Genomic DNA, 23,914 nt, shown 5'->3' with positions numbered 1-23,914 from the left:
TCGCCGAGCCAAGGAAGGATTCCAATGAAAAAGCTTACACGTTCTCTGAGCGTGCTTTCTTGTGCTGTGCTGATGGGCGCACTGATGCCGGCCCCCAACGCCTCGGCGTTTCAGGTGCTGCCCAAGGTCAGTGATGTGGACCGAAAAATCTCGACATTCGGCAGCAATCCTGTAATCGATTCCCTTGGGCATTGGGTCGTCAGTTCGGCCATTCCCATCATGAAGTCGCCAGTACATGAGTCCATCACCCTGGCCGCGGTGGGCTGCAGCGCGGATCGCGGATGGGAGTACGACTGCGTCACGATCGACGCGGTTCAAGAGCATCGGACCCTCCTGTACGGGGTGCGTTGGCCTGACGACCCGCCCTTTCTTCTGAATCGCAAATCTCCACCCCGTATCAAGGGGTGCGATGTCAACGTGACCCTGCGGTCAACCTCGCAGCCGGCGTGTTGGTGGGGGCTGTTCAAGGATGCGGGAATACAGGCGAAGAAAAAGACCGAATCCAAGACGCCGGCATTTGGACCGGGTGACTACCTGCTGTACCGGTCGCACTATGGCGATCTTCAGTTCATGCATGCGATGGGTGCTTACGATGGTGAGTCTGCAGGTGAGACAGTCGACCGCATGAAGATGTGGGCCGAGTTTCTTTGGGGCCTGGCCTCCGGCAGCATGTCGACAAGTACGCCCCTTAAGGATTTAGGGAACAGCGAATTGGCACGGTATTTCCCAGGGGAGCTGACGGCAATGAACCTGTTTGCGACGGGGATCATCGAAGTCCGCAAAGACCTCGACCACGTCGCTATGGGTGCCCTGTTGCATATGGTGCAGGACAGCTTTTCGCAGGCCCATACAGACAGAGGGCTGGAGAGCGGCGCTCAGTGCGGCAGCACGGGATTTGACAGACCCGGACAGATCCAGCAGTTTCGCAGCTATGCGAAACAGTCCAGCACATTGCATGACGAGGCGGACACACCAGATGCCTTAGGACTGCACACCACGCAGATCAGCCCCAGCGCGGTGGATGTCAGCCGCGCATTTCTGACGATGTGGAAACAGAAAAAGAGCTGGTTCGAAGTGGAACCATATTTCGACTGCGTGTTCGAGCCTAGGGATCGCAGTATTGAAGCGGACGCCGGCCCCTACACAGTGGTTCAGCCGACCAGAGTGGAGGCCGTGGATTTTTCACCGCAGTAGGTCGTTGTTGGAGTGGCTGAGCTAAAGCTTCAGCATGATCAAACTCACGCCCTGGCTCACAGAGATAGAAACGGCTGTGTGTCGCTACCCATCTTCCCTCTGACGCCACGCGGCGCGCTGCGCCTTCAGCCATCGTTTCAGTTCGGCCGGGTGTTCCAGCGCCCGGCGTTGCAGCTGCCACTCGGTAATGTCCGCCTGCAACTGTTGCGCCTGCGCGCGCAGGTGCTTCTCCAGCGATTGGGGCGACAGTTTGCCGTGTGCCGCCAGCCCGAAATCCGCCCGAAAGCTTCGCTCGGTGGTTCGCACTTCCTGCTGCAGGTCGGCCAGCTGGGTCGACAGCACCTGGTTGTAGTGCGTCAGGCGCTCTTCGTCCAGGCGCGCCAGCTGGCCAGGGTCGATCTGCTGCACTTCCAGCTGCAGTTGCAGTAGATCGAGCAGGTTGTCTGCCGCATATGCCAGGTTCACGCGCTGCATCAGCGCGGTCTTGAGCTCGCGCTGGATGGGGTCGGGCTCACGGTCGGGGTGCAGGGCGCTGGCGAGCTTGCGGTAAATGGCGCGTACGGACTGGCCGGCCTGCTGCGCGGCTTCCTTGTCGCGGCGCTCTTGTGCCGTGGGCTTCTTGGCGCGCTGGGCGCGGTGGCGCTGTCGTTCTTCCTCCACGCGTGCCTGGTCGGCACGCATCTGCGCCTCCACACGTTCCAAGATTGCTTCGGGCGAATCATCCAGGTCGGGGTCGTCGATGGCTGGCTCCTCACTGGTGGAGTCTTGCGGCCGGGCTTTCCCGCGTTCGTCCGTGTCGCGATCTTCGGGGCCGTACCTTGCGTGCAGCGCCTGCATGGCGGCGCGCGTGGCGTCGCCCGGCACGCTGCCCGCCAAGTAGTGGGCCATGCTGGCGATGACTTCGTGCAGGGTCTGCTGCATCGACTTGCTCAGTCCCATGCTGCCGGCGGCTTCCTGGTCCAGCCATTGCACCAACTCGACATGGATGTCGTAGTAGCTGCGCAGCAAAGGCTGCAGTTCACGCGCGTATCGCTGCTGGTAGGTCGTGACAGCAGCATTCCAGCTGGCCAGTTGCTCGCGCTCTTCGGCGATGCGCTCGACCAGCGTGTTGAACGTCCTCTGGGTGTCGGACAGGAAGGAGGATCCCTGCTGCTCGGAAATGCTCAGGCGTGACATCGCTATCAAATGAGGGAGATCTTCTGGGAGGCAAGCCATGGCGGTAATCATGCCCGCCATCGGCGGGGTCGGTGCCGTTCGCGCTTCAGGCGGCGTGTCGCGGGGGCGCAGGGACCACTGCCGGCGCGGCGCGCTTTCGCCACCAGATCTCGGTCGCTCCGAAGGCCAGCGCCGCCGCGCACAGCGGCGCGAAGAAATACAGCGCCCGGTAGGCCAGCACTGCCGCCAGGGCCTGCGGCGCCGGCATGTAGGCCGACAGCACGGCCGTGCCCACGGCCTCCAGCACGCCCAGCCCTGCGGGAATGCGGGAGATCAGCCCGGCAATCGCGCCCAGCAAGATGGTGGCCAGTGCCGCAGCGTAAGGCGCCTGCTGCTGCGTCAGCAACCACAGGGCGCCGCCCATCAGCATCCAGTTGACGGTGGAAACCGCCACCTGCAGCAGGCCGACGCTCCAGTGCGGCATGGGCAGGCCATGGCCGCGCACGGTCAGCGGCTTGCCCTGGCGCCACACGCACAGCGCCAGGTAGGCCAGGCTGATGGAGGACAGCCCCAAGCCGGTCCAGTGCAATTCGTTGGCGCCCACCACCCAGCCTTCAGGTAGCTGCGGCATCCAGGCCCAGAACACAGCCCCCGTCAGCACGAAGTAGCCCAGCCAGTTGGTCAGGATGGACAGGCCCACGATGTGGCCGATCTGCGCCACACCCAGTCCTTGCCGCGAATAAAGGCGATAGCGTGCCGCCACGCCACCGATGACCGAGCCGAGGTTGAGCGTGAACGGGTAAGCGATCAGCGTGATGCCCATGGTGCGCGCTATCGACAGCCCGTGGCGCGTGCTGTGGCGGCCGAACAGGTCGAACGTGCCGTACAGCAGATGGCTGGACCAGGCCAGCGCCCCGGCCGTCCAGACCACGCTGGCGGGCAGTGCGCGGAATGACTGCCATACCGACACCCAGTCGACACGGCTGCCCTGGTGCCACAGCAGGTACAGCACGAAGGCCACGAACGCACCGGTGACAGCCGTCAGCAGCCACGGCCACCAGCGTTGCTGGCGCAACCGGGCAAGGCGGCTGGGCGCGCCTTTGCGGTTCGGGCTGAGAGGCGCGGGGTGCACGCTGGTCGCCATGGCTGCAGGGCGGGCGGTGGGCTCTGGCGTCACTGCACGCCCGAGTGGCGTTGGGGTGCGTCGGTCGCCAATGCGGCGCTCTCGCCTATCAATGAAATTTCAGGCTCGTGCCTGGGCAACCAGCCAGCCCAGGTCGGGAACCAGCGCATCAAGTGAAACACGCAATAGCTGCGCACCAGGCGCAGGCCTTCCCACGCGCCCTGGGGCTCCGGCTCAATCTCGTTGCAGCTGTTGCACATCAGGTGCGACAGGCGTTCGTGCAGGCGGTCGTTGAAGCCCGCGTCCCGGATGATGACGTTGGCTTCCAGGTTCAGCGACAGGCTCAAGGGGTCGAGATTGCTGGATCCCACCGTGGACCACTCGTCGTCCACCAACGCCACCTTGCCGTGCAGCGGGCGGTCGCAGTATTCGTAGATGCGCACGCCGGCGCGCAGCAGATGGTCGTACAGCAGGCTGGCCGCCGTCTTCACGATCGGCATGTCGGGTTCGCCCTGCAGGATCAGCCGCACATCCACGCCGCGCTTGGCTGCCCGTCGCAGCTCGCGTACGAAGCGGTATCCGGGAAAGAAGTACGCATTGGCAATCACCACGCGCTTGCGCGCCGAACGCAGGGCGATGCGGTAGTGCCGCTCGATGTCGTTGGTGTGGTTGTGGTTGTCGCGCGTGACGAAGATGGCCTGCGCGGGGCCGGCCTGTGGCAGGTCGGTCACCGCGTTGCGCTGCTTCACCCGGCGCAGGCGGCGGCGCTGCTTCAAGGGCAGCACCGCGTCCTGCACGAAGGCGTACATGTGTGCCACCAGCGGACCGCGCACCTCCACCGAATAGTCCTGCTTGGCTTCGGGGCCAAAGTCGGCCACGTGGTCGGCCGAGTAATTGATGCCGCCGATGAAAGCACGCTCCTGGTCGACCACCACGATCTTGCGGTGCATGCGGCGCAGCACGTTCAGCCGCCGCCCGAAAAGCGGCTTGCCGGGGTCGAAGACGCGAAAATGCACGCCAGCTTCCACCAGCGCGCCCACGAAGCGCTCGGACAAGTCGGGCGAGCCGAAGCCATCGACCAGCACATGCACTTCCACACCGCGCTGTCCGGCCTCCAGCAGGGCGGCATGCAACTGCAGGCCGATCTTGTCTTCGAACAGAATGAAGGTTTCCAGCCACACATCGCGCTGGGCTGCACGGATGGCGTCGAACACGCGAGGGAAGAACTCTTCGCCGTTTTCCAGCAGGTCGAAGTCGTTGCCTTTTACCCAGCGGTTGCTACCGGTGTGACGGGGCGAGGCGGCGGCGCTCACAGCGCAATCTCCGCTGCCAGTGGCGCATGGTCGGACAGGCGATCCCACGGCTTGCGTGGCAGCGTGACGGGCGTGAGCACCGACGCGTTGCGCACGTAGATGCGATCGAGCTGCAGCAGTGGCATCGACGCAGGAAAGGTGCGCACTGCCTTGCCACCGCCTTGCATGAACACCTCGTGCAAACCAGCGCCTTTTTTCAGCACGTCATGGGCACGCCCGCGCCAGTCGTTGAAGTCGCCGGCCAGCACCACGGGCTCGGCTGGGTCGAACGTGTTCACCAAGTCGCAGATGCGGCGCAACTGGCGCTGACGGTGCGCTTCCTGCAGGCCCAGATGCACGCAGATCGCATGCACCTGTGTCGGGCTGCCGGGCGGCTGCAGCACGCAATGCAGCATGCCGCGCCGCTCTGGGCCGGTCACTGAAATGTCATGGTTCTCGTAATGCACGATGGGGAACTTGGACAGCAGCGCGTTGCCGTGGTGGCCGTTGTCGTACACCGCATTGCGGCCGTAGGCGTGCTGCTGCCAGATCGTGTCGGCAAGGAACTCATAGTGCGGCTCCTGCGGGAAGTTCTCCACGCGGCCGGCATGCTTGTGGTGCGTGCCCAGCACTTCCTGCAGGAACACCAGGTCAGCGGACACATCGCGTACGGCGTCGCGCAACTCATGCAACATGAAGCGGCGGTTGAATGTCGTGAAGCCCTTGTGAACGTTCACGGTCAGCACCTTGAACACAATGGGCTTTGGGGTGGCTGTTTCCATCAGGTCGATCGCAGAATTGGGGGCAGGTGCTACGCCGGTGCGGCGGGCTGTCTGCGGCTTGTCGATTGTTCCGACGGGGCCTTCGCAGACCTGTAGGACGGGTGGCCGAACCCTTGACGCTGCAGGCCGGAAAAGCAGCAGGGCCGCTTTTCGGCGGCCCCGCTGGCAAGTGGAACAGGTCGCCGAGCGCGATCAGGCAGGCAGGAAGCCGTCGACCGACAAGTAGCGTTCGCCCGTATCGTAGTTGAAGCCCAGCACTTTGGCGCCCGCCGGCAGTTCCGGCAGCTTCTGCGCAATGGCCGCCAGCGTGGCACCGGAAGAAATACCCACCAGCAGGCCTTCTTCACGTGCGGCTCGGCGGGCATATTCACGAGCGGGTTCGGCGTCCACCTGAATCACCCCGTCCAGCACGGTGGTGTCCAGGTTGGCCGGAATGAATCCCGCGCCAATGCCCTGTATCGGGTGCGGCGCAGGCTGGCCGCCAGAGATGACCGGCGAGGCTACGGGTTCGACCGCGAACACCTTGATGTTCGGAAATTTCGCCTTCAGCACGCGGCCCACGCCAGTGATGTGGCCGCCCGTGCCCACGCCGGTGATGACAGCGTCGAGGCCTTCAGGAAAATCGGCCAGGATTTCCTGCGCCGTGGTGCGCACGTGCACATCGATGTTGGCGGGGTTCTCGAACTGCTGCGGCACCCAGGCGCCGGGGGTGCTGGCGGCCAGTTCCTGCGCGCGGGCGATGGCGCCCTTCATGCCCTTTTCCTTGGGCGTCAGGTCAAACGTGGCGCCGTAGGCCAGCATCAGGCGGCGGCGCTCGATGCTCATGCTCTCGGGCATCACCAGGATCAGCTTGTAGCCCTTGACGGCCGCGACCAGCGCCAGCCCGATGCCGGTGTTGCCCGACGTGGGCTCGATGATGGTGCCGCCGGGCTGCAGCGCGCCGCTGCGCTCGGCGTCTTCCACCATCGCCAGGGCGATGCGGTCCTTGATCGAGCCGCCCGGGTTGCTGCGCTCGGACTTCACCCACACGTTGGCGCCCGCGCCGAACAGGCGGTTGATGCGCACATGGGGCGTATTCCCGATGGTTTGCAGGATGTTGTCTACTTTCATGGCGTCTCCAGGTTGGATAAGGTACGGGACAAGCAATAAAACATTTTGGCCCATGCCTACAACACTGTGCGCATATGGTTATGCCGGCGATGCGGCTTTCTCGATGTCGATGCGCGTGGCGCCCTGGCCTGGCGACAGGGTGATGCGCACCGGCAGGCATTGCGCGATCACCTGGGCGTTGGTGCTCGTGTGCGGCGTGACCGACTCCGCCGTGTAGCTGGCCGGCCGGCCGCTGCGCCAGACGGCCAGGGCCAGCGGCAGCATCCACTGGTCCGCCAGATGCGGGCCGACCGCGCCCTGGCTGCTTTCGAACGACAGCACCTCGTCGGCCAGCCGGCGCGCCACCTGCTCCGCCCGGACGCCACGCTCGCCCAGCGCGCAGAACACCTCGGTCACTTGGGCGTATTCGAGCACGGCCAGCAGCGCGTTGCCCGGGCCTTCGTTCTGCCGCGCGGGCGGAATGCGCAGCTGCTCGGCCGTACCGCTCCAGCCCAGTTGCTGGCGCAGCGCCTCCAGTTCGCGCACCGCAATGCCGCGCGCGAGGCCCGGCACCAGCGCTTCGGCCCAGGCCGCCTGGCGCGGGCCGCGCTCCAGCAGATCGAACGGTGCCAGCAGGCCCGCGGCCGGTGCGATGGCCGCGTGCACTTCGCCCCCGCCCGCGGGGTAAAAGCCCCGGCGGCGCAGCGACAGATCGAGCCCCACGCCCAGGCGACGCACCAGCGGCGCAAACGCCTGCTGCAGAAAGTCGAACGGCGGCGCCATCGGGTTGTGCGTGCCGCCGCTGAGCTGCACCTGGCTGGGGGCGTCGGCCAGCATCAGCGCGGGCAGCACGGTCTGCAGCACCAGCAGGCAACTGCCGGCGCCGGCGATCGCAAAGGTGTAATCGCCCGCCTGTACGGCGCCAGGGGTGAACTGCAGCGCCTGCGAGCCCAGTTCGGCACCTTTCGCCTGGCCACCGCAGACCTGCGCCGCGGCCTGCACGCAGGTGAGGTGCTGGCGCATCAGCCCCGGCTTGGGCCGGCCCGCGCGGATGCGGTCGATGGAGAGCGGCTGCCCGGTGACCATGGACAGCGCCAGACCGGTGCGCAGGATTTGCCCGCCGCCTTCGCCGTGGGAACCGTCGAGGGTGATGAGATTGAGAGGCGTATTCGTCAAGACGTTTTGCATGGGGCAACCAGCACGCCCATATTCTCAGCAAACATGGATTGGATCGCGCTGCTTGACGAAGCTAGGCAATGGCACACGCCTTCAATCACATGTGCAAGGAGATAGTCAGACGGTCCCGTTCGCATAAAAACTTGGCCATCCTGTTTGACATCCACGATATGACCTAAAGAGCTCGGCCCGCAGTGGATGAAGTCCGAGAGGGTTGAGTATGCAAACAGATACACCTCTGTTTCCCCTGCGCGCGCAGCCCATTCGTGAGGTTTGAGTTCTTTGAGTCCCTTCGCTTCTCCCAATTGGATCGCTTGTTCAGCTTCTTTGGCGAGGTTCCTTGCCAATTCCGGCTCTAGTGCTTCCAGAGCCGCAGGGCTATTCAACAACCACCTACGTGTTTTCGTTCGAGAGATGATTTCTTGATGCATGAATTCATCAGGAGTCGCTTTGCCACTGCAAATGGCCTTCAGTTTGAAACCGACCTTTAAACGTTGGCGGTTGAGAGATGCACTTGCTGCAGCCATTCCAGCTTTGGACAAGATCCCGCAACTGCGTGAAAACTCTATCAATCGCAAAGCAAGGGCATGTACGACAACGTGTTGCATGTTCCCTGAGATGAAAGGATGTTCCTGAATAGCCGTTTCCAGCCGAACTATTTGCGCGTCCAAGTCTGAAAATTGCACCGCATAACTTGTTTGGATTTCTTGTTCGGTCATACATCATCCCTTCACGCACACCACTTGCTTGAGCGTGTAGACGATCTCCACCAGGTCTTCCTGGGCCGCCATCACGTCGTCGATGTCCTTGTAGGCCATCGGGATCTCGTCGATCACGTCGGCGTCCTTGCGGCATTCCACCCCTTCGGTGGCGGCGATCTGGTCGGCGATGGTGTAGAGCTTCTTGGCTTTGGTGCGGCTCATCTTGCGGCCTGCGCCGTGGCTGCAGCTCATGAAGCTCTCGGGGTTGCCCTTGCCGCGCACGATGAAGCTCTTGGCGCCCATGCTGCCGGGAATGATGCCCAGTTCGCCGGCCTTGGCGCTCACCGCGCCCTTGCGGGTGATGAGCACGTCTTCGCCGAAATGCGTCTCGCGGCTCACGTAGTTGTGGTGGCAGTTCACCGCTTCCACATGGGCTTCGAACGGTTTCGCAATCACCTTGCGGGCGGCGGCGATCACGCGCTGCATCATCACCTCGCGGTTGGCGCGTGCGAACTTCTGCGCCCAGCCGACGGCGCGCACGTAGTCGCCGAAGTATTTGGCGCCCTCTTCGAAGTACGCCAGGTCCTGGTCGGGCAGGTTGCGCTGGTGCAGCTCGGCGTCTTTCTTGGCCAGCTCGATGAAATGCGTGCCGATGGCGTTGCCCACGCCGCGCGAACCCGAATGCAGCATGAACCACACGCCGCCGTGCTCATCCAGGCACACCTCGATGAAGTGGTTGCCGGTGCCCAGCGTTCCCAGGTGCTTGTAATGGTTCGTGCTGGCAAAGCGCGGGTAGTCCTCGCAGATCGCATCGAACTCGCCCTTCAGCGCGGCCCAGGCCACGTCGGTTTCATCGGGCGGGGTCTCCCACGAGCCTTTGTCGCGCCCCATGCGGCGGGAATTGCTGCCGTGCGGAACGGCCTTTTCGATCGCCGAGCGCAGGGGGGCCAGGTTGTCGGGCAGATCGTTGGCGTGCAGCGTGGTCTTGCACGCCATCATTCCGCAGCCGATGTCCACGCCCACTGCGGCCGGGATGATGGCCCTGAAGGTGGGGATCACCGACCCTACGGTGGCACCGATGCCGTAATGCACGTCAGGCATGGCGGCCACGTGCTTGAACACGATGGGCAGGCGGGCGGCGTTTTCCAGTTGCTTCTGGGCTTCGTCTTCCACGGGAACGCCCTGGGTCCACATCTTGATGGGGACACCGTTTTCCACGTTGCGTTGCAGGTAGTTCATCTGTATTCCTTCTTGTGTTTTCGTTTGTTCGTTGTCGATCTTCGGAGTGCCGTCATTCACTGATCACGTCGAACACGGCTTCGAGAATCTGTTGCGGCCCCAGGTGGGTTCCACAGTTGCAGGGCCTTGGGTCTTCCGGAAACTCTGCATCGATGGCCAGAATCTTGCGGGAAAAGCGCTGGCGATTGCCTGCATCCACGAGCCAGTCATTCATCGTCTTCTGGAACTCAGGTTCGTCTGTAGAAAATGCGTTCTGAATCCGCTGCTTGCCCCAGAAGTCCCAGTAGCTGCTGTCGGCGTAGTGCAGCACGGCGCTCGGTCGGTCGTCTTCCAGCCAGTGGGCGAGCAGCGGTGCGATGGACACGCGGCCCTTGTGAAACATCAGCAGGACGTCGAAGGCGTTGGACCCATTGAATGGACTGGCCTCCCGGGCGCTGTGGCCCAGTCCTTCGCAGAAGAAGGCCAGCGCGAAGGCATCCACGGCTGCCCGCTCGGGGCGCGACAGCGCGCCGGCCTCACAGCGGCCCAGCCGCTCCAGGTACAACTCGGTCGAGTGGTGCAGCGCTTCGCCCTGGGCGAGCAGCTCCAGCATTCGAGGCAGCAGGTACAACAGCTCTTCGGCCGGTTGCTCGCTGCTTTTGGCGGAACTGTTGTATTCGTAGAAATGGCGCGTCGTCACCTGGCGCAGCGGCAGGCGCCGCATCTCGCGCTCCAGGGCTTCGTCCATGCAGCAGGCGGTGCACACGTCCAGCGTCTGCTTTGGCGCACAGTGGCTCTGGAAGGCGGCATAGACCGCTTCCACCGCATCGCGCAGTGCTGTGGGCAGTGGGGGCAGCAATGCGGCAGGCTGCGCTGCATTGGCATTCGTCTTCATTGCGTTCTTTCGGTCTCTGAAAAGTGGGATGACAAGGGACGGCGGGTTTTTTCGTTGAGCTATCTGCCGGAAGCAGACCGGGGTTTGAACCCGGAACCTTCAATGCCTCGAGAGGCCTGACGCTCTACCTGTAAACCCACCTGCATTCATCCCGAAAACTAAAAAAAGCAGCGACAAGAATCGACGAAACGTCGTGCTCTACCACTGAGCTACAGCCCTTCGGCTGGCGGGAATCGAACCCGCGACCACGAGAGTCATAGTCTGTAGTTCCGTCAGCATTCGCTGCAAAAAACAGTGCGACAAGGACGGCAAGACATTGACCACGCCGCGTTACGGCGCCGGGATTCGAACCCTGGTCGCTCCAGATGTAGTCCTGCCTGCATTCGCACATCAACCTGCGTTCCCGTCCGGCGACCAACGGTCGGCGCGACTGGGATGTAGTCACACCTGCATTCGCCGGACGACAACGTCGTCCTTATGGGCCTTTCAGATCGCGGTCTCTTCGATCACGCCGACCCAGTGCGCTGCGCCCATGCCCCCTGCGGCGTACACCGCCAGCAGCTTGAACACCTCGTCGCTGAAGCCGCCGATGTTCAACACATCGGGCTGCTCCTGCGCCTGCGTCGTTGCACCGGGCTGGATGTCGATGCACACCAGCCGAGCGGTCGGATTGCGCTGCTTGAACGCCGCCCACTCCTGCATCGTCGCTGTGCCCCGGCCCCGTGCACGGTCGGCCCACGATTCGTTGTCCGACACCAGCACCACCAGTTCCGCCTGCGCCTTCTCCAGGTTCAGCAGGGCCAGCGGCGCGCTGCACGAGGTTCCGCCGCCACCCACTGCGGCCAGCTTGCCCGCGTTGGTCATCACCGAATCGCGGGGATTCAGCGACATCGGCACCACCTTCGTCTCGAAGGGCAGCACACGCGCATCGGCATTGCGGCGCAGCACGGCGGCGGCCACCAGGGCGGCCACGTCGATGCACCGCACCGCCGAAGTCGCCGAGCCACGGTGGCCGGTCACTGGCGAACTCATCGAGCCCGACACGTCGGGGCACACCACCACGCGGCCTTCAAACTGCGGCACGTTGGCCAGCGCCAGTTCCATCGCGTCCTGCAGCGCTTCCTTCACTGCATGGGGCACCTCGGCGCCGCAAGCGGTATAGGCCGCCATCAACTGGTAGGGCAGCACCCGGGCCTTGGCCACTGCCTGCGGGTCACGCAGTTTGGCGGCCACCGCCTCGGCCATGCCTGGCTGTGCGAACACGCCATGCCGGGCAAAGGTGTTCAGGTTCTGGCGCACCATCTGCCAAGAGCCGCGCTGCGCGATCTGCGCCCAGGCCGTGGCGTCCAGCTCCAGCGCGGTCAGCATCTGGAACGGCACGTCGGGCACGGGCTGCGTGCGGTCTCGCTTGAAGCGTTCAAAGGCCTGCGTCAACGGAGGCAGTGCCTCCCGTGCATAAGGGCGACCGATCAGCCAGGCGAACCACGCGGCACGCCAGGCTTCGGCGGGCTTGGGGTGAACCATCTTCACCACGTCCGCCAGCGATGGCGTATTGCCCACGGCGGCATTCAGCAGCTGCGCCTCGGTTGCGTCGAGCAGCCATTGCTGCACGAGCTTTTTGGGGCGCGTACCGAGCGATTTGCGGCCCACGGCGCCGGAGCGCAGCATCTGCACGAAGTTGCGCAGCATCTTGCCGTTGTCGATCACGCGGCTGAACATATCGGCCAGCAGCGAAACGTCGCGCACCGCCAGCGTCGCCGCCAGCAGAGCGGGCATGTCCTTCATGTAGCCGGTGCGGCGTGCGTACAGGGCCGTTTTCGCCATGAACACGGGATCGACTTCAGACGCCAGCGCCTGCACCGCGTCGAGCTGATCCTGTGCCTGTGCATAGAAGGTGCCGTTCAGGCAACCGGTGGCTGCCAGTTGCGCCAGCTGGTGCTTGGGCGACAGGGCGTAGGCGGCGGCGCCGGCCTGGTTGTGCACGGGGGCAGCAGGCACCTGGGGGCCGCGCTGCGTGTTGAAGAGTTGAGTGTTGACCATTTGGCGTCTCCCGTTCGATGGTTCGTTGTTCGGTGTCGTTCTGACTTGCCTTATTCATTGCAACGGGTGTGCCAGCTCTGGATTTGTCAGGCTGAATTTTTATAAGCCATTGATTCATAAGTTTATTTTTAAGAATCTATGCTTGTGGCACCCCGTGTGGCTACGGATGAAAATCTTCATTCATATAATTTGAGCTAGTTTTTTAGCTGAATCATGAAGAAGCAAAACGTCGTCATCGGCTTTCTTGGCACGCAACTCGATTCAGGCCGGGGCGCCGGGCGGTGGGAGAAATGGCGTCCCACCGTGTCGCTGGTGCAGCACGAAGACGTGGTCGTGCAGCGCATGGAGTTGCTCTACACCCCGCCACACGAGGCCCTGGCGCAGTTGATTCGCGCCGACATCGCCACCGCATCGCCGGAAACCACGGTCCGTCTGGTGCGCATGGAAATGGCGGACCCGTGGGATTTCGGCGAGGTGTATGCCCGGCTGTTCGACTGGGCGCAGGCTTATGCTTTCGATACCGAGCGCGAGGAGTACTGGACCCACATCACCACCGGCACGCACGTAGCGCAGATCTGCTTGTTTCTGCTGGTGGAGTCGCGGCGCATTCCGGGCGTGCTCGCGCAGACCTCGCCGCCGAAGCGCCAGCAAACGGGCGATCCGGGCAGCTACGCACTGATCGATCTGGACCTGTCGCGTTACGACGTGATCGCCCAGCGCTTCGGCGCCGAGCAGCGCAACGCGGTCGACTTTCTCAAGAGCGGCATTGCCACGCGCAATGCCCGTTTCAACGCCCTGATCGAAGAGGTCGAGCGGGTGGCGGTGCGCTCGCGGGCGCCCATCCTGTTCACGGGACCCACCGGTGCGGGCAAATCGCACCTGGCGCGGCGCATGTATGAACTGAAGAAGGCACGCCACCAGGTGGAGGGCGAATTCGTCGAGGTGAACTGCGCCACGCTGCAGGGTGACGGCGCGGCATCCACGCTGTTCGGGCACAAGAAAGGGGCCTTTACCGGCGCCGCGGCGGATCGGGCCGGCCTGCTGCGCACGGCGCACAAGGGCGTGCTCTTTCTTGATGAAATCGGCGAACTGGGCCTGGACGAGCAGGCGATGCTGCTCAAGGCCGTGGAGGAAAAGCGCTTCTACCCCATGGGCAGCGACCGCGAGGTGGCCAGCGATTTCGAACTGATCGCCGGCACCAACCGCGACCTGCGCACCGAGGTGGCCGCAGGCAGGTTTCGCGAAGACCTGTACGCGCGCATCAACCTGTGGAGCTACCAGCTGCCGGGCCTCGCGCAACGGCCGGAAGACATCGAGCCGAATGTGGACCACCTGCTGGCCCGGTCCGGCGCCGAACTGGGCCGGGTCGTGCGCCTGTCGGCCGAAGCGCGCACCGTGTATCTGCGCTATGCACAATCGCCCGAGGCGCTGTGGCGCGGTAACTTTCGCGACCTCTCGGCCAGCATGACGCGGCTGGCCACGCTGGCAGAAGGCGGACGCATCGGCCTGCCCCTGGTGGAAGCGGAGATTGCCCGTCTGCGCTGGCTCTGGGAGCCCGTCGCCAACGCCCATGGCGGCGTGGGCAGCACAGGTGGCGACAACGTGGACTTGGCGGAACTCCTCGGCAAGGAGCAGGTAGAGGCCATGGACCGATTCGATCAGTTGCAACTGGCGGCTGTGCTGGGCGTGTGCCGCAGCGCGCGCACTTTGTCCGATGCGGGGCGGCAACTGTTCCAGGCCTCACGGTCGCAGCGCACGGTGGTCAACGATGCAGACCGCCTGCGCAAATACCTGGCGCGCTTCGGCCTCGATTGGGAGCGCGCCCTCGGCGGTGGACGATAATCGCCCCCGTGAAGCGCGCCAGACCGCCGCTGGTGCAATCTGGGAAACCAGGCACTGGAGGAACGTCCGGACTGCACAGGACAGCGTAGCAGCTAACGGCTGCCCACCGTGAGGTGAGGATCAGAGCAACAGAGACGAGTCGCAAGCAGGCACAAGCCACCGAAGGTGTTCTATCGGTCACCCGCGCCTAGCGGGTACGGCTGGCGCCAAGCCAGACGGTTTGCGGCGAAAGCCGCAAAGACCATAGCCACCCGAAGCGGGCGGCGCCTGCTTCGGGTGAAACGGGCAATCTCTACGCGCAGCAATACCAAGTAGGCCAACGTTGATGTGGTTCCGCAGAGTTGGCGGGTAGGTAGCATCGAGCCGTGGTGGCGACACCCGGCCCAGAGTAATGGCGGTCACGCCGCGGGCAACCGCGGTGCACAGAATCCGGCTTATCGGTGCGCTTCACACTTTTTTCCGGGGCCGGCTAGTGCGCGCATGTGCACCAGCCATGCACCTTTAGCGCCCCGCAACTTCCGTTTGAAATGACGGCGCAATCAGCGTGTGCAGCCCGACAACTGCCCTGCACGCAGCGCCTCGGCGCGTTGCACCGTGTCCGGGTGGCTGCTGAGCATTGACAGCAGCGAATCGTCCTTCGTCCGCGCAGCCGATGCGGCCTGGCGGGGCGTTGGTGGCGGTGCGGTTTTACCGGCCTTGCCATCCGCGGCTTCTTTCTCGTGTTCCCGGCGCTCGCCGTCGTGCGCAATCGCCAGCAGCAGATCGGCCATGGGCGCGGCCGGCAACTGCGCCTGGCCCATCAGCGCGACGGCGAAGCAGTCGGCCTCGCGCTCGTGGTTGCGGCGGTAATGTAGGCCGGTCAGCAGCGCACTGCCAGTCGAGAGCAGTCCCGACACGTCGCCCAGCGCCAGCCCCAGGCCGATGTTCAGCACGCCTTGCTCGACCACCATGCGGGTGGTGTGGCGGTAGGCGACGTGGCCGATCTCATGGGCCAGCACGCCGGTGATGGCGTCGTCGCTCAGGCCCCGTTTCTCAGCGGCGTGCACCAGGTCGTCGGTCACCACGATGCTGCCGCCAGGCAGGGCGAAGGCGTTGGCGTCCATTCCTGAGCGAAAGGCCAGCGTGTAGCGCGGCGCGTAGCCCCCATAGCGCTGCAGCGAGGGCGGGGCGGAAGCCAGCGCGCCGGTGAGCTGGTCGAAGCGCGCGCGCAGGGCGGCCTGCCGCTCGGGCGCCAGTTTGGTGGGTTTGAGGTGGCCCTCGTCCATCTGCTGCAGCGCGGATGCGGCCAGTTGTGTTTCCCACGACAGCGGCACGAAATGCGTGAGCTGCGTGGCCGCCCAGGGCGTGCCCCAGCGGTAGAAGGCGGTCAGCCCGATGGCGGCAAGGACCAGCACCGCCAGCAGCACCGGCCAGCGCGTCTGCATGCGCTGGGCCAGGCTGGCGCGCTGGCCGGCGGCCTGCAGTGCGGCGTGCCAGCCGCCGGCGTCATCGATTTCCAGGCTGCCGCCGTCCTGCAGGTCGACCACCAGGCGCGGCTGCGGGCGGCGCGGGTTCCAGGCCTCAGGCCAGCCTACCGCACTGTGGGGGTAGACGGTAGGCGCAGCCCCCGGCGCGTGCAGCGGGTGCACCGCCAGCGCGGGACCGCCGGGGCCGGGCTGCAGGCTCAGCAATACCGCGCGACCCTGGCTGCTGCGGCCGTCAAACCAGCGTGCCCGCACGAAAGGCGCATTCCCCTGCGGGGACGGAGCGCTCGTCATCCGACCAGGTCGAGCCCGGCCGCGTCGGCCAGCGCATCGCCGATGCCGCCTTCGCGCTGCTGGTGCACCAGCTGGCTGGCGACCTGGTCCACGCCGCCCTTGACGTGCAGGGTGACCGATTCAAGCTTCATGCGGTATTCGCTCACCATCGCGAAGGGGCGGTAAAAGCCCAGCGTCAGAAGCGCGAGCAGCATGTTTTTCAACCGCAGCAGCACGTAGCTGCCGGTGCGCAGGCTGCACTTGAAGCGTGCGATGTGGCTCACGCCGATGTTGTCCCACATGAGCTGGAACATGCGGGCTTCGCGGTAGGCGCGCGCCGGAGCGGAGGCCAGGAACAGCAGGAAGATGCCCAGGACGATGGCCAGCGCGAAGAACAGAATCATCATCACCATCCCGGCGCCGCGCGCCTTGCTGGCAAACAGCATCCACGAGCTGCTGAACAGCAGGCCGCACACGCCTGCCAGCACCACCACCGAGACGATGAACACCAGCACCGTGGCCAGCCACACCTTCACGAAATCGAAGTAGACCGGCTTCCAGCGGCCCGCTTCGTCCCCCAGGTGGGCGCGCAGCACCAGCAGGCTGCGGTAGTTGTATTCGAGGCGGATGAAGCACAGCACCGTCAGCAGCACGCCCAGCAGCGCCAGGGCCGACATCGATTGGGTGACAGGCGGAAACTTGCGCCCGGCCGGCACTTCCGGCGCAATGGCCTGCAGGCCGAACACGACCACGATCCACACCAGCGCCAGCGCGAAAACGGGCCAGCTGGCGGTGTAGACCTCGCGCCAGTTGGCGGTGAAGCGCAGCCGCAGCCCGCGCCAGCGCGTGTTGCCCAGCCGAAAGCGCATGGCGCTGCCCCAGATGAAGGGCGAGAGCACCGCGCCGCCCAGGATGAACAGGCCCACGGCCAAATCCTGCCCCGTATTGGCCGCCAGGTTGTAGGCGGCGGTGATCAGCACCAGGATCAGAAAGCCCACCACCATGCGCCGCTGCTGCGCGGTGAATTCCAGCGGGCTGCCCGCCACCAGCGTGTTGCCGTAGAAATACTGCGCGGTGCGGCGGCGCGCCCAGGGCGTGTAGAAGCCCAGGGTGACGATGGTCAGCAGCACATTGACGATCCACACGCGAAAGTACTCGCCGCCGCTGCCGCTGAAGGCCATCGGGTGCGGTTCGATGTCGTGCGACACGAAAGTGGTCCGGGCCTCGTTGTGGCCGGCCATGGATGGTGTGGACATAGGCTCCCTCTTTTTGTTGCGCCGCGCAGTTTATCTCAGGCCGGTTTCAAGGTGTTTTGGCCTGTAGCGCTCTACTAATAAGCGCCTGTAGCTATAAAAATAATAGCGTACAGGCTGCGCCGCCGGGGCGCGCAGCGCTGCCTGTCTCAGTCCGCGCCGCCGCCTTCTGGCTTGCGCCTGGCGCGCGGGTGGGCCGCGTCGTACACCTTGGCCAGGTGCTGAAAATCGAGCCGCGTGTAGACCTGCGTGGTGGTGATGTTGGCGTGGCCTAGCAGCTCTTGCACCGCGCGCAAATCGCCGCTGGACTGCAGCAGATGGCTGGCGAACGAATGGCGCAGCATGTGCGGGTGCACCGGCGTGGTCAGCCCGGCCAACTGGCTGCGCTGGCGCAGCCGCAGCCACACCGACTGCGCCGTGAGCCGCGCGCCGCGCTGGCCCACGAACAGCGCGGCATCCAGCCGTGCCGAGGCAGCGGCGCCACCGAAGGGCTGCGCGCGCTGCGCCAGCCAGGTCTGCAGCGCGGCGGTGGCCGCGCGGCCCACCGGCACGCTGCGGCGCTTGGAACCCTTGCCGAAGACATGCGCTTCGCCCGCCTGCAGGTCGATCCAGCCGCGGCCCTCGCGCTGGGTGTCGGGGCCGGGCACGGCGTCCAGCCCCACCAGCTCGCCCACGCGCAGGCCGCAGCCGTACAGCAGCTCGACGATGGCGGCGTCGCGCGCTTCAAGCCAGGGGTCGCCGCCTGCGTGTTCGTGCTCGGCCAGGCGCACGGCATCGTCCACCGGCAGCGCCTTGGGCAACGGCTTGGGCGCCTTGGGCGCGCGCACGTCCAGCACCGGGTTGTGCGGCACCAGGCCCTGGCGCCCGGCCCAGGTGAAAAAGCCGCGCCAGCCCGAAAGGATGAGCGCGATGCCGCGCCCGCTGCGCCCGGCCGAATGCATCTGCGCGACGAAGCGTCGGATGTGGCCGGTGCTCAGCTGCAGCAGCGGCATGCCCGCGTCCTGCGCATGGCGCACCAGGCGTTCCAGGTCCAGCGTGTAGAGCGTCAGCGTGCGCGCGGCCAGGCGTTTTTCGACACGCACGTGCTCCAGGTAGCGCAGGGCCTCTGGCGGCAGCGCGACGGGTTCTGTGGGCGCTGCAGGGGTGGCTGTGGCCATGACTGCTTCGCTCTCAGCGGGTGCTTGGCGGGCAGCCGTGCCGCGCTTCAGCGCAGCCGCGTCAGCGCCGCGCTCGCCAGCTCGGCGATACGCACGAGGAAGTCTGTGCCCATGTCGGCGCCAAAGCGCTGTGCGTCGGGCGACCCCAGCACCAGCAGGCCGAAGGCCGGCGTCTCGCCATCGAGCGCGCCTTCGCGCAACGGCAGCAACGCCAGCGACTGCACCTGCGCCGCATCGGGCAGCCATGCCGTGGGCTCGAAGCCCAGGTTGGCACCGCAGAAGGGCTGGGTCAGCGACGACGCGAAGGCGCGCGCGTCCTCGCTGGCGGCGCTCAAGGTGGCGCCCTGGAAAGGCGGTGCCACGTCCCACACCCGCAGCGCGGCCTGGGGCACGTCGAACAGGCGGCGCAGGCCCTCGGTCACGGCGCCGGGCAGGCCGTGCGGGTCTTGCACGGCTGCCAGTTCGCGCGACCACTGGTGGATCTTCTGGCCGATGTGGCCGTTCTCGTGACCGTTGCGCACGATCTCCATCACGCGCTGCTCCAGCGCCTTGATCTTCTCGCGCAGCATCTCGGCCTGGCGCTCCTGCAAGCTCACCGCGCGCTGGCCGTGCGGACTGGTGAAGGTCACGCTGGCCAGCACCTCGGCATGGCGCTCGAAGAAGCCCGGCGTCTGCTGCAGAAATTCGGCGATGTCGTCCTCGGTGATGGGCGGAACGGAAGCGGAGGAAGAAGAGGGCGGTGCGGAATAGGTCATGGTGTGTCGGGAATCTCGATCTGGCCTTCGAAGACCGTGGTGGCCGGGCCGGTCATGAAGACGGCATCGTCGGCACCGCCAGCCCAGGCAATGGTGAGTACGCCGCCGCGCGTGTGCACGTCGACGCTGGTGTTCAGCAGCCCCAGGCGAATGCCGCAGGCCACGGCCGCGCAGGCGCCCGAGCCACAGGCCAGCGTCTCGCCCACACCGCGCTCGAACACGCGCAGGCGCACTTCAGAGCGGTTGACGATCTGCAGGAAGCCGGCATTCACGCGTTCAGGAAAGCGCGCATGGCGCTCGACCAGCGGGCCGATGGCTTCGACCGGCGCGGTGTCCACATCGTCCACCAGCTGCACGGCGTGCGGGTTGCCCATGGAGGCAATCGCTATTAAAAGAGGAGCTAAATACGCTTGACCATCAAGCGCTAGCGGCCATTTCTCACCTGAACCTTGCGCCACGGGCTGCAGGCCGGTGGCATCGAACGGCACCTCGGCCGGCGCAAACAGCGGGCGGCCCATATCGACGGTCACGCGGCCATCGGCCGTCAGCCGCGGGGCGATCACGCCCTTCATTGTCTGCACGCGCAGCTGGTCCTTGTCCGTCAGGCCCTTGTCGCGCACATAGCGCGCAAAGCAGCGCGCGCCATTGCCGCACTGCTCCACCTCGCCGCCGTCGGCGTTGTGGATCAGGTATTCGAAGTCGATGCCCTCGGCCGGCGACGGGCGCACCGTGAGGATCTGGTCGGCGCCGACGCCGAAGTGGCGGTCGGCCAGGAACCGGTACTGCGCAGGCGAGAGGCCCAGGCGGCCCTGCGTCTCGTCGAGCACGACGAAGTCGTTGCCCGCGCCCTGCATCTTGGTGAAGCGGATTTGCATGGGCGCGATTATCGCCACCGGGGCGCGCCGGCACCCCCCAGCAACGGCGCTCTATGGTGTCGGTGCGTTACCGGGCGGCCGAAGCGGCGGACAGCGTCTGGCAGGGCCGGTCGATGAAGCGGCGTGCAATCCCCATGCCCTCGCAGGCCCATGCATGCCGTCTGGCGGAATGTTGGCAATGGCTACGCTACATTTCATCGCCCCTGAAGAAGTCGAGCACGGCCTAGGTGAATAGGTGAATGTGAATGGGGCAACCCTCTGCTTGTTTTTGTGTAAGTTGCCAAACCCCATCGAAACCATGACACCCATCAAATACCCTGCCCCGCTGCGCGCCGTCCACTGGCTGCGTGCCCTGGTGATCGTCGCCACTCTGGCCATTGGCGCGATCATGACGCTGCTGGCTAATGAAGTGCCCATCAAGTACGCGACGCTCTACCCCTGGCACAAGCAACTGGGCCTGCTGGCGCTGCTGCTGGGTGGCACCCAGTTGCTGCTGCGCGTGTTCTTCAAGGCCCCGGTCCTGCCGCAGGCCCTGAGCCCCTGGGAGCGCTTTGCGGCCCGTTTTGGCCATGTGGCCCTCTATGTGCTGATGATCGTGGTGCCCGTCATGGGCTACTGCATGTCGAGCGTGTACGAGTTCAGCGATGGAGTGCCGTTCTTCGGCCTGTCGCTGCCGGAGCTGCTGCCCAAGAGCAAGGAAGGCTTCGAGTGGTTCCAGCTGATACACAAGGTGTTGGCCTATGTGCTGCTGGGCGTGATTGCGGCGCACGTGGCAGGCGCGGTGAAGCACCGCTGGTTCGACCGCAACCCTGAGGCGGACGTGCTGCGCCGCATGCTCTGACGGCGTGGGGCCGGACGATGCGCCGGCCGCTGGCGCCCTGTGTGCGGGCATCCGGGCGATGGGGCGGTGCGCTTGCGGTGGCGTGCCTGTAAACCGTGGGCTCCTGCGGGCCACTTGTGTGTCACCTGGGCAGCGGTCATGTGCCGATAATCACCCGATGCCCCGCATCACCCAACAACTCCACCCCCACCGCGAGCCGGTCGCCACGCGCGCGGCGGCCACCGTGCTGCTGCTGCGCGACGTGCCCACGGCAGACGGCACCGGCAGCGCGCTGGAGGTGCTGATGACCCGGCGCTCGCCGCAGGCCAGCTTTGCGCCCAGTGCCTATGTGTTCCCGGGCGGCGCTGTCGATGCGCTGGACGGCGCGCCCGCCACGCACGCGGCGGTGGCGCGGCGGCCGGCGCAGAGCGAGGCGCGGGTGACGCAGGCCATCGCCGCCATTCGCGAGAGTTTTGAAGAGCTGGGCGTGCTGCTGGCCCGCCATGCCGACGGGCGCTTTGCCGGGGCGGACGACATTGCCGCGCTGGACCGCGCCGCACCGTTCGTGGCGCAGTGCACTGCGCTGGGCCTCACGCCCGCGGCAGACGCAATGTTCCTGCTGGCGCACTGGACGGCTGACCGCGACCTGCCCAAGCGCTTCGACGTGCACTTCCTCGTGGCCCGCATGCCCGAGGGCCAGGAGCCCGTGGCCGACGAACGCGAGCAGTTCGAGCCCGTGTGGGTGCGCCCGGCCGATGCGCTGGCGCGGCATGCGGCGGGGCAGTTCTTGATGATCTTCCCGACCATCCGCACGCTGCAGCGGCTGGCCGCTTTTGGCACGGCCGACGCGGTGCTGGCCGCCGTCGCGCATGAAGAGCCGCTGTGGACCAGCTGCCCGCGCAGCGGCCTGCTGCAAGGCAAGGAGGCGCGTTACATGGAGCACGAGCCGCCCTTCGGCGAGCTGGCGCTGGTCTGCCCCGACGGCCAGATGCAGCATGTGCTCGACTGGCAGACCGAGCGACCCGTGCCGCTGCTCAAGAACGTGCAGCGCCTGACTGCTCCCAACCCCGGCGTGATGACCGGCCCCGGCACCAACAGCTACCTGGTGGGCGATGCGGACACGGGCTACATCGCCGTCGACCCCGGCCCGGCGGACGAAGACCACCTGGAGCGCCTGTGGCGCGCGGCGGGCGGCGACATCCGCGCCATCGTCTGCACGCATTCGCACGCCGACCATTCGCCCGGTGCCGCGCCGCTGGCCGCCCGCGTGGCGGCGCACGGCCGCCCGCGCCCGCCCGTGCTGGGCCTGCCCTCGGCGCCCACGGCCCGTGCAGCTGCACAGTTCACGCCCGACAGGGTGCTATCGAATGGAGAGCTGCTAACGCTTGCTGGATGGGCGCTTGGGGTCGAAATCACCCATACACTGGAAGTGGTGCACACCCCCGGCCATGCCGCCAACCACCTGTGTCTGCTGCTGCGCGAAGACGGCCTGCTGTTCAGCGGCGACCACATCCTGAACGGCAGCACCACGGTGGTGGACCCGCCCGACGGCAACATGGCCGACTACCTCGATTCGCTGGACCGGCTGGACGCCCTGTGCGCCAGCCACGGCGTGGAATTCATCCTGCCCGCGCATGGCTACGTGCTCGGCAACGCGCGCGGTGCCATCGCCGGGCTGAAGGCGCACCGCCTGGCGCGTGAAGCCAAGGTGCTGGCGGCCATGCAGGCGCTGCCGCAGGGCAGCATGCAAGACTGGGTGCGCCAGGCTTATGACGACGTGCCCGAGCGGCTGTGGCCTGTGGCCCAGCGGTCGCTGCTGGCACATGTGGAGCGCATTCGCGCAATGCCCGAGAAAGCGCCTACGCGCAGTGGAACCCGGTAATGTCTGAACGCAATTTTCAAAATCCTCCCGAGCACGTGCGCCTGGCCAAGCGCCTGGCCGAACAGCTGAGCTGTTCGCGCACCACCGCCGAGCAATACATCGAAGGCGGCTGGGTGACCGTGGACGGCCGCGTGGTCGAAGCACCCGGCGCGCGCGTGTCGCCCGCCCAGGCCGTGGCGCTGGCGCCCGACGCCAACCTGATGGAGCTGACCCCCGTCACCCTGCTGCTGCACAAGCCCGCCGGCTACGAGGCCGGGCTGGGCATGCAGAACAGCGCCAGCGAGGCCAAGACGCCGGGGCACCAGAGCCACGGCAGCCGCAGCCAGGGCGCGCCTCAGGCCGCCACGCTGCTGCGCATGGACACGCACGCCGGCGAAGACGCCAGCGGCACCCGCGTGCTGCAGCGTCACTTCCGCCAGGTCGAATGCTTCACGCCGCTGCCCACCGAGGCCAGCGGCCTGGTCGTCTACACGCAGGACCGCCGCGTGGGCCGCAAGCTGGCCGAAGACATCGAGTCGCTGGAGCAGGAATGCATCGTCACCGTGTCGGGCACCATCGCCAACGGCGGGCTGCAGCGGCTGTGCCACGGCCTGTCGTTCAACGGCCGGGCGCTGCCGCCCATCAGGGTCAGCTGGCAGAACGAAGACCGCCTGCGCTTTGCGATGAAGGGCATTCGCGCGGGGCAGATTCCGTCGATGTGCGAGGCCGTGGGCCTGCAGGTGGAGGCCATCAAGCGCATCCGCATCGGCCGCGTGCCGCTGGCCAAGGTGCCTGAAGGCGCATGGCGGTACCTGCAGGGGTGGGAGCGGTTCTGATCGCGCGGGTGGCTGCCACGGGGCGCCGCCGTTCGGGCTCAGTCAGGCGAGGCCCGTCGACACGCCACAAGGCGAACGGTGGAGGCGGGGGCAGATCGAAGTTTTTCGAAGTTC

General features: G+C 65.9%; 20 protein-coding genes, 1 tRNA gene and 1 other RNA gene. 6 read left to right on the top strand and 16 right to left on the bottom strand.

Features of this window, described 5'->3' with window-relative positions; translation table 11 throughout:
- Positions 1–24 precede the first annotated feature (24 nt).
- A complete protein-coding gene (locus RQI28_RS16435; RefSeq protein WP_311222635.1) occupies positions 25–1,194 on the top strand; it encodes a hypothetical protein in 1,170 nt (389 codons plus the stop codon).
- Positions 1,195–1,278: 84 nt separating this feature from the next.
- Here RQI28_RS16435 and RQI28_RS16430 read toward each other — a convergent pair whose 3' ends face one another.
- From RQI28_RS16430 to RQI28_RS16380, 11 genes are all read right to left on the bottom strand, one after another.
- Positions 1,279–2,370 carry a J domain-containing protein gene (locus tag RQI28_RS16430; protein ID WP_311222634.1) on the bottom strand — a complete coding sequence of 364 codons (1,092 nt, stop codon included), beginning with the start codon at positions 2,368–2,370 and terminating at the stop codon, positions 1,279–1,281.
- 85 nt (positions 2,371–2,455) lie between these two features.
- The gene (locus RQI28_RS16425; protein ID WP_311222633.1) at positions 2,456–3,493 is read right to left on the bottom strand and encodes a YbhN family protein; all 1,038 of its coding nucleotides are present in this window, start codon (positions 3,491–3,493) and stop codon (positions 2,456–2,458) included.
- Between the two features lie 29 nt (positions 3,494–3,522).
- On the bottom strand, positions 3,523–4,785 hold the full coding sequence (gene clsB, locus RQI28_RS16420; protein ID WP_311222632.1) for a cardiolipin synthase ClsB: 1,263 nt from the start codon (positions 4,783–4,785) through the stop codon (positions 3,523–3,525).
- Positions 4,782–5,546 (bottom strand): endonuclease/exonuclease/phosphatase family protein, encoded by a 765-nt coding sequence (locus RQI28_RS16415; protein WP_311222631.1) that lies wholly within the window; start codon positions 5,544–5,546, stop codon positions 4,782–4,784. The genes clsB and RQI28_RS16415 overlap by 4 nt, the downstream gene beginning before the upstream one ends.
- Positions 5,547–5,738: 192 nt before the next feature.
- The gene (cysK, locus tag RQI28_RS16410; RefSeq protein WP_311222630.1) at positions 5,739–6,656 is read right to left on the bottom strand and encodes a cysteine synthase A; all 918 of its coding nucleotides are present in this window, start codon (positions 6,654–6,656) and stop codon (positions 5,739–5,741) included.
- Between the two features lie 78 nt (positions 6,657–6,734).
- Entirely contained in the window at positions 6,735–7,811 is a 1,077-nt protein-coding gene (rtcA, locus tag RQI28_RS16405; protein WP_311222629.1) for an RNA 3'-terminal phosphate cyclase, read from the bottom strand.
- A complete protein-coding gene (locus RQI28_RS16400; RefSeq protein WP_311222628.1) occupies positions 7,808–8,530 on the bottom strand; it encodes a DUF5677 domain-containing protein in 723 nt (240 codons plus the stop codon). The genes rtcA and RQI28_RS16400 overlap by 4 nt, the downstream gene beginning before the upstream one ends.
- Positions 8,531–8,533: 3 nt before the next feature.
- Complete coding sequence (locus RQI28_RS16395) at positions 8,534–9,751, bottom strand: RtcB family protein (protein WP_311222627.1); 1,218 nt, start codon at positions 9,749–9,751, stop codon at positions 8,534–8,536.
- Between the two features lie 52 nt (positions 9,752–9,803).
- On the bottom strand, positions 9,804–10,625 hold the full coding sequence (locus RQI28_RS16390; protein WP_311222626.1) for a hypothetical protein: 822 nt from the start codon (positions 10,623–10,625) through the stop codon (positions 9,804–9,806).
- Between the two features lie 72 nt (positions 10,626–10,697).
- Positions 10,698–10,771 (bottom strand) — tRNA-Glu (locus RQI28_RS16385).
- 340 nt (positions 10,772–11,111) lie between these two features.
- Positions 11,112–12,665 (bottom strand): RNA-binding protein, encoded by a 1,554-nt coding sequence (locus RQI28_RS16380; protein WP_311222625.1) that lies wholly within the window; start codon positions 12,663–12,665, stop codon positions 11,112–11,114.
- 213 nt (positions 12,666–12,878) lie between these two features.
- Here RQI28_RS16380 and rtcR point away from each other — a divergent pair, with 213 nt between their 5' ends.
- Both rtcR and rnpB read left to right on the top strand, forming a co-directional pair.
- Positions 12,879–14,507, top strand: a complete 1,629-nt coding sequence (gene rtcR / locus RQI28_RS16375) for an RNA repair transcriptional activator RtcR (RefSeq protein WP_311222624.1) — start codon at positions 12,879–12,881, stop codon at positions 14,505–14,507.
- Positions 14,508–14,517: 10 nt separating this feature from the next.
- Positions 14,518–14,960: RNase P RNA component class A (gene rnpB / locus RQI28_RS16370), an RNA gene on the top strand.
- Positions 14,961–15,046: 86 nt separating this feature from the next.
- On the opposite strand, the gene RQI28_RS16365 is transcribed toward rnpB, so the two are convergent.
- The 5 genes from RQI28_RS16365 to dapF form a co-directional block, all read right to left on the bottom strand.
- Positions 15,047–16,264, bottom strand: a complete 1,218-nt coding sequence (locus RQI28_RS16365; RefSeq protein WP_311222623.1) for a M48 family metallopeptidase — start codon at positions 16,262–16,264, stop codon at positions 15,047–15,049.
- Complete coding sequence (locus RQI28_RS16360; RefSeq protein WP_311222622.1) at positions 16,261–17,499, bottom strand: YjgN family protein; 1,239 nt, start codon at positions 17,497–17,499, stop codon at positions 16,261–16,263. The genes RQI28_RS16365 and RQI28_RS16360 overlap by 4 nt, the downstream gene beginning before the upstream one ends.
- Before the next feature lie 146 nt (positions 17,500–17,645).
- Positions 17,646–18,653: a tyrosine recombinase XerC gene (locus RQI28_RS16355; protein ID WP_311222621.1), complete on the bottom strand. Its 1,008-nt coding sequence runs from the start codon at positions 18,651–18,653 to the stop codon at positions 17,646–17,648.
- A 47-nt stretch (positions 18,654–18,700) separates the two neighbouring features.
- Positions 18,701–19,408 (bottom strand): DUF484 family protein, encoded by a 708-nt coding sequence (locus tag RQI28_RS16350; protein WP_311222620.1) that lies wholly within the window; start codon positions 19,406–19,408, stop codon positions 18,701–18,703.
- Complete coding sequence (dapF, locus tag RQI28_RS16345) at positions 19,405–20,283, bottom strand: diaminopimelate epimerase (RefSeq protein WP_311222619.1); 879 nt, start codon at positions 20,281–20,283, stop codon at positions 19,405–19,407. The genes RQI28_RS16350 and dapF overlap by 4 nt, the downstream gene beginning before the upstream one ends.
- Positions 20,284–20,581: 298 nt before the next feature.
- Between dapF and RQI28_RS16340 the strand changes: the two genes are divergently transcribed.
- The 3 genes from RQI28_RS16340 (at position 20,582) to RQI28_RS16330 (ending at position 23,800) form a co-directional block, all read left to right on the top strand.
- Positions 20,582–21,124, top strand: coding sequence for a cytochrome b/b6 domain-containing protein (locus RQI28_RS16340; protein ID WP_311222618.1), 543 nt, complete (start codon positions 20,582–20,584; stop codon positions 21,122–21,124).
- A gap of 157 nt (positions 21,125–21,281) precedes the next feature.
- Positions 21,282–22,985 (top strand): MBL fold metallo-hydrolase, encoded by a 1,704-nt coding sequence (locus tag RQI28_RS16335; protein WP_311222617.1) that lies wholly within the window; start codon positions 21,282–21,284, stop codon positions 22,983–22,985.
- A complete protein-coding gene (locus tag RQI28_RS16330; RefSeq protein ID WP_311222616.1) occupies positions 22,985–23,800 on the top strand; it encodes an RNA pseudouridine synthase in 816 nt (271 codons plus the stop codon). The genes RQI28_RS16335 and RQI28_RS16330 overlap by 1 nt, the downstream gene beginning before the upstream one ends.
- The last annotated feature ends 114 nt before the right edge of the window (positions 23,801–23,914 follow it).

Source organism: Acidovorax sp. WCS2018Noco2-16 (assembly GCF_031843945.1).
In the GTDB taxonomy this organism is placed as follows: Bacteria; Pseudomonadota; Gammaproteobacteria; order Burkholderiales; family Burkholderiaceae_C; genus Paracidovorax.
This window is presented reverse-complemented; position numbering and strand designations above follow the sequence as displayed.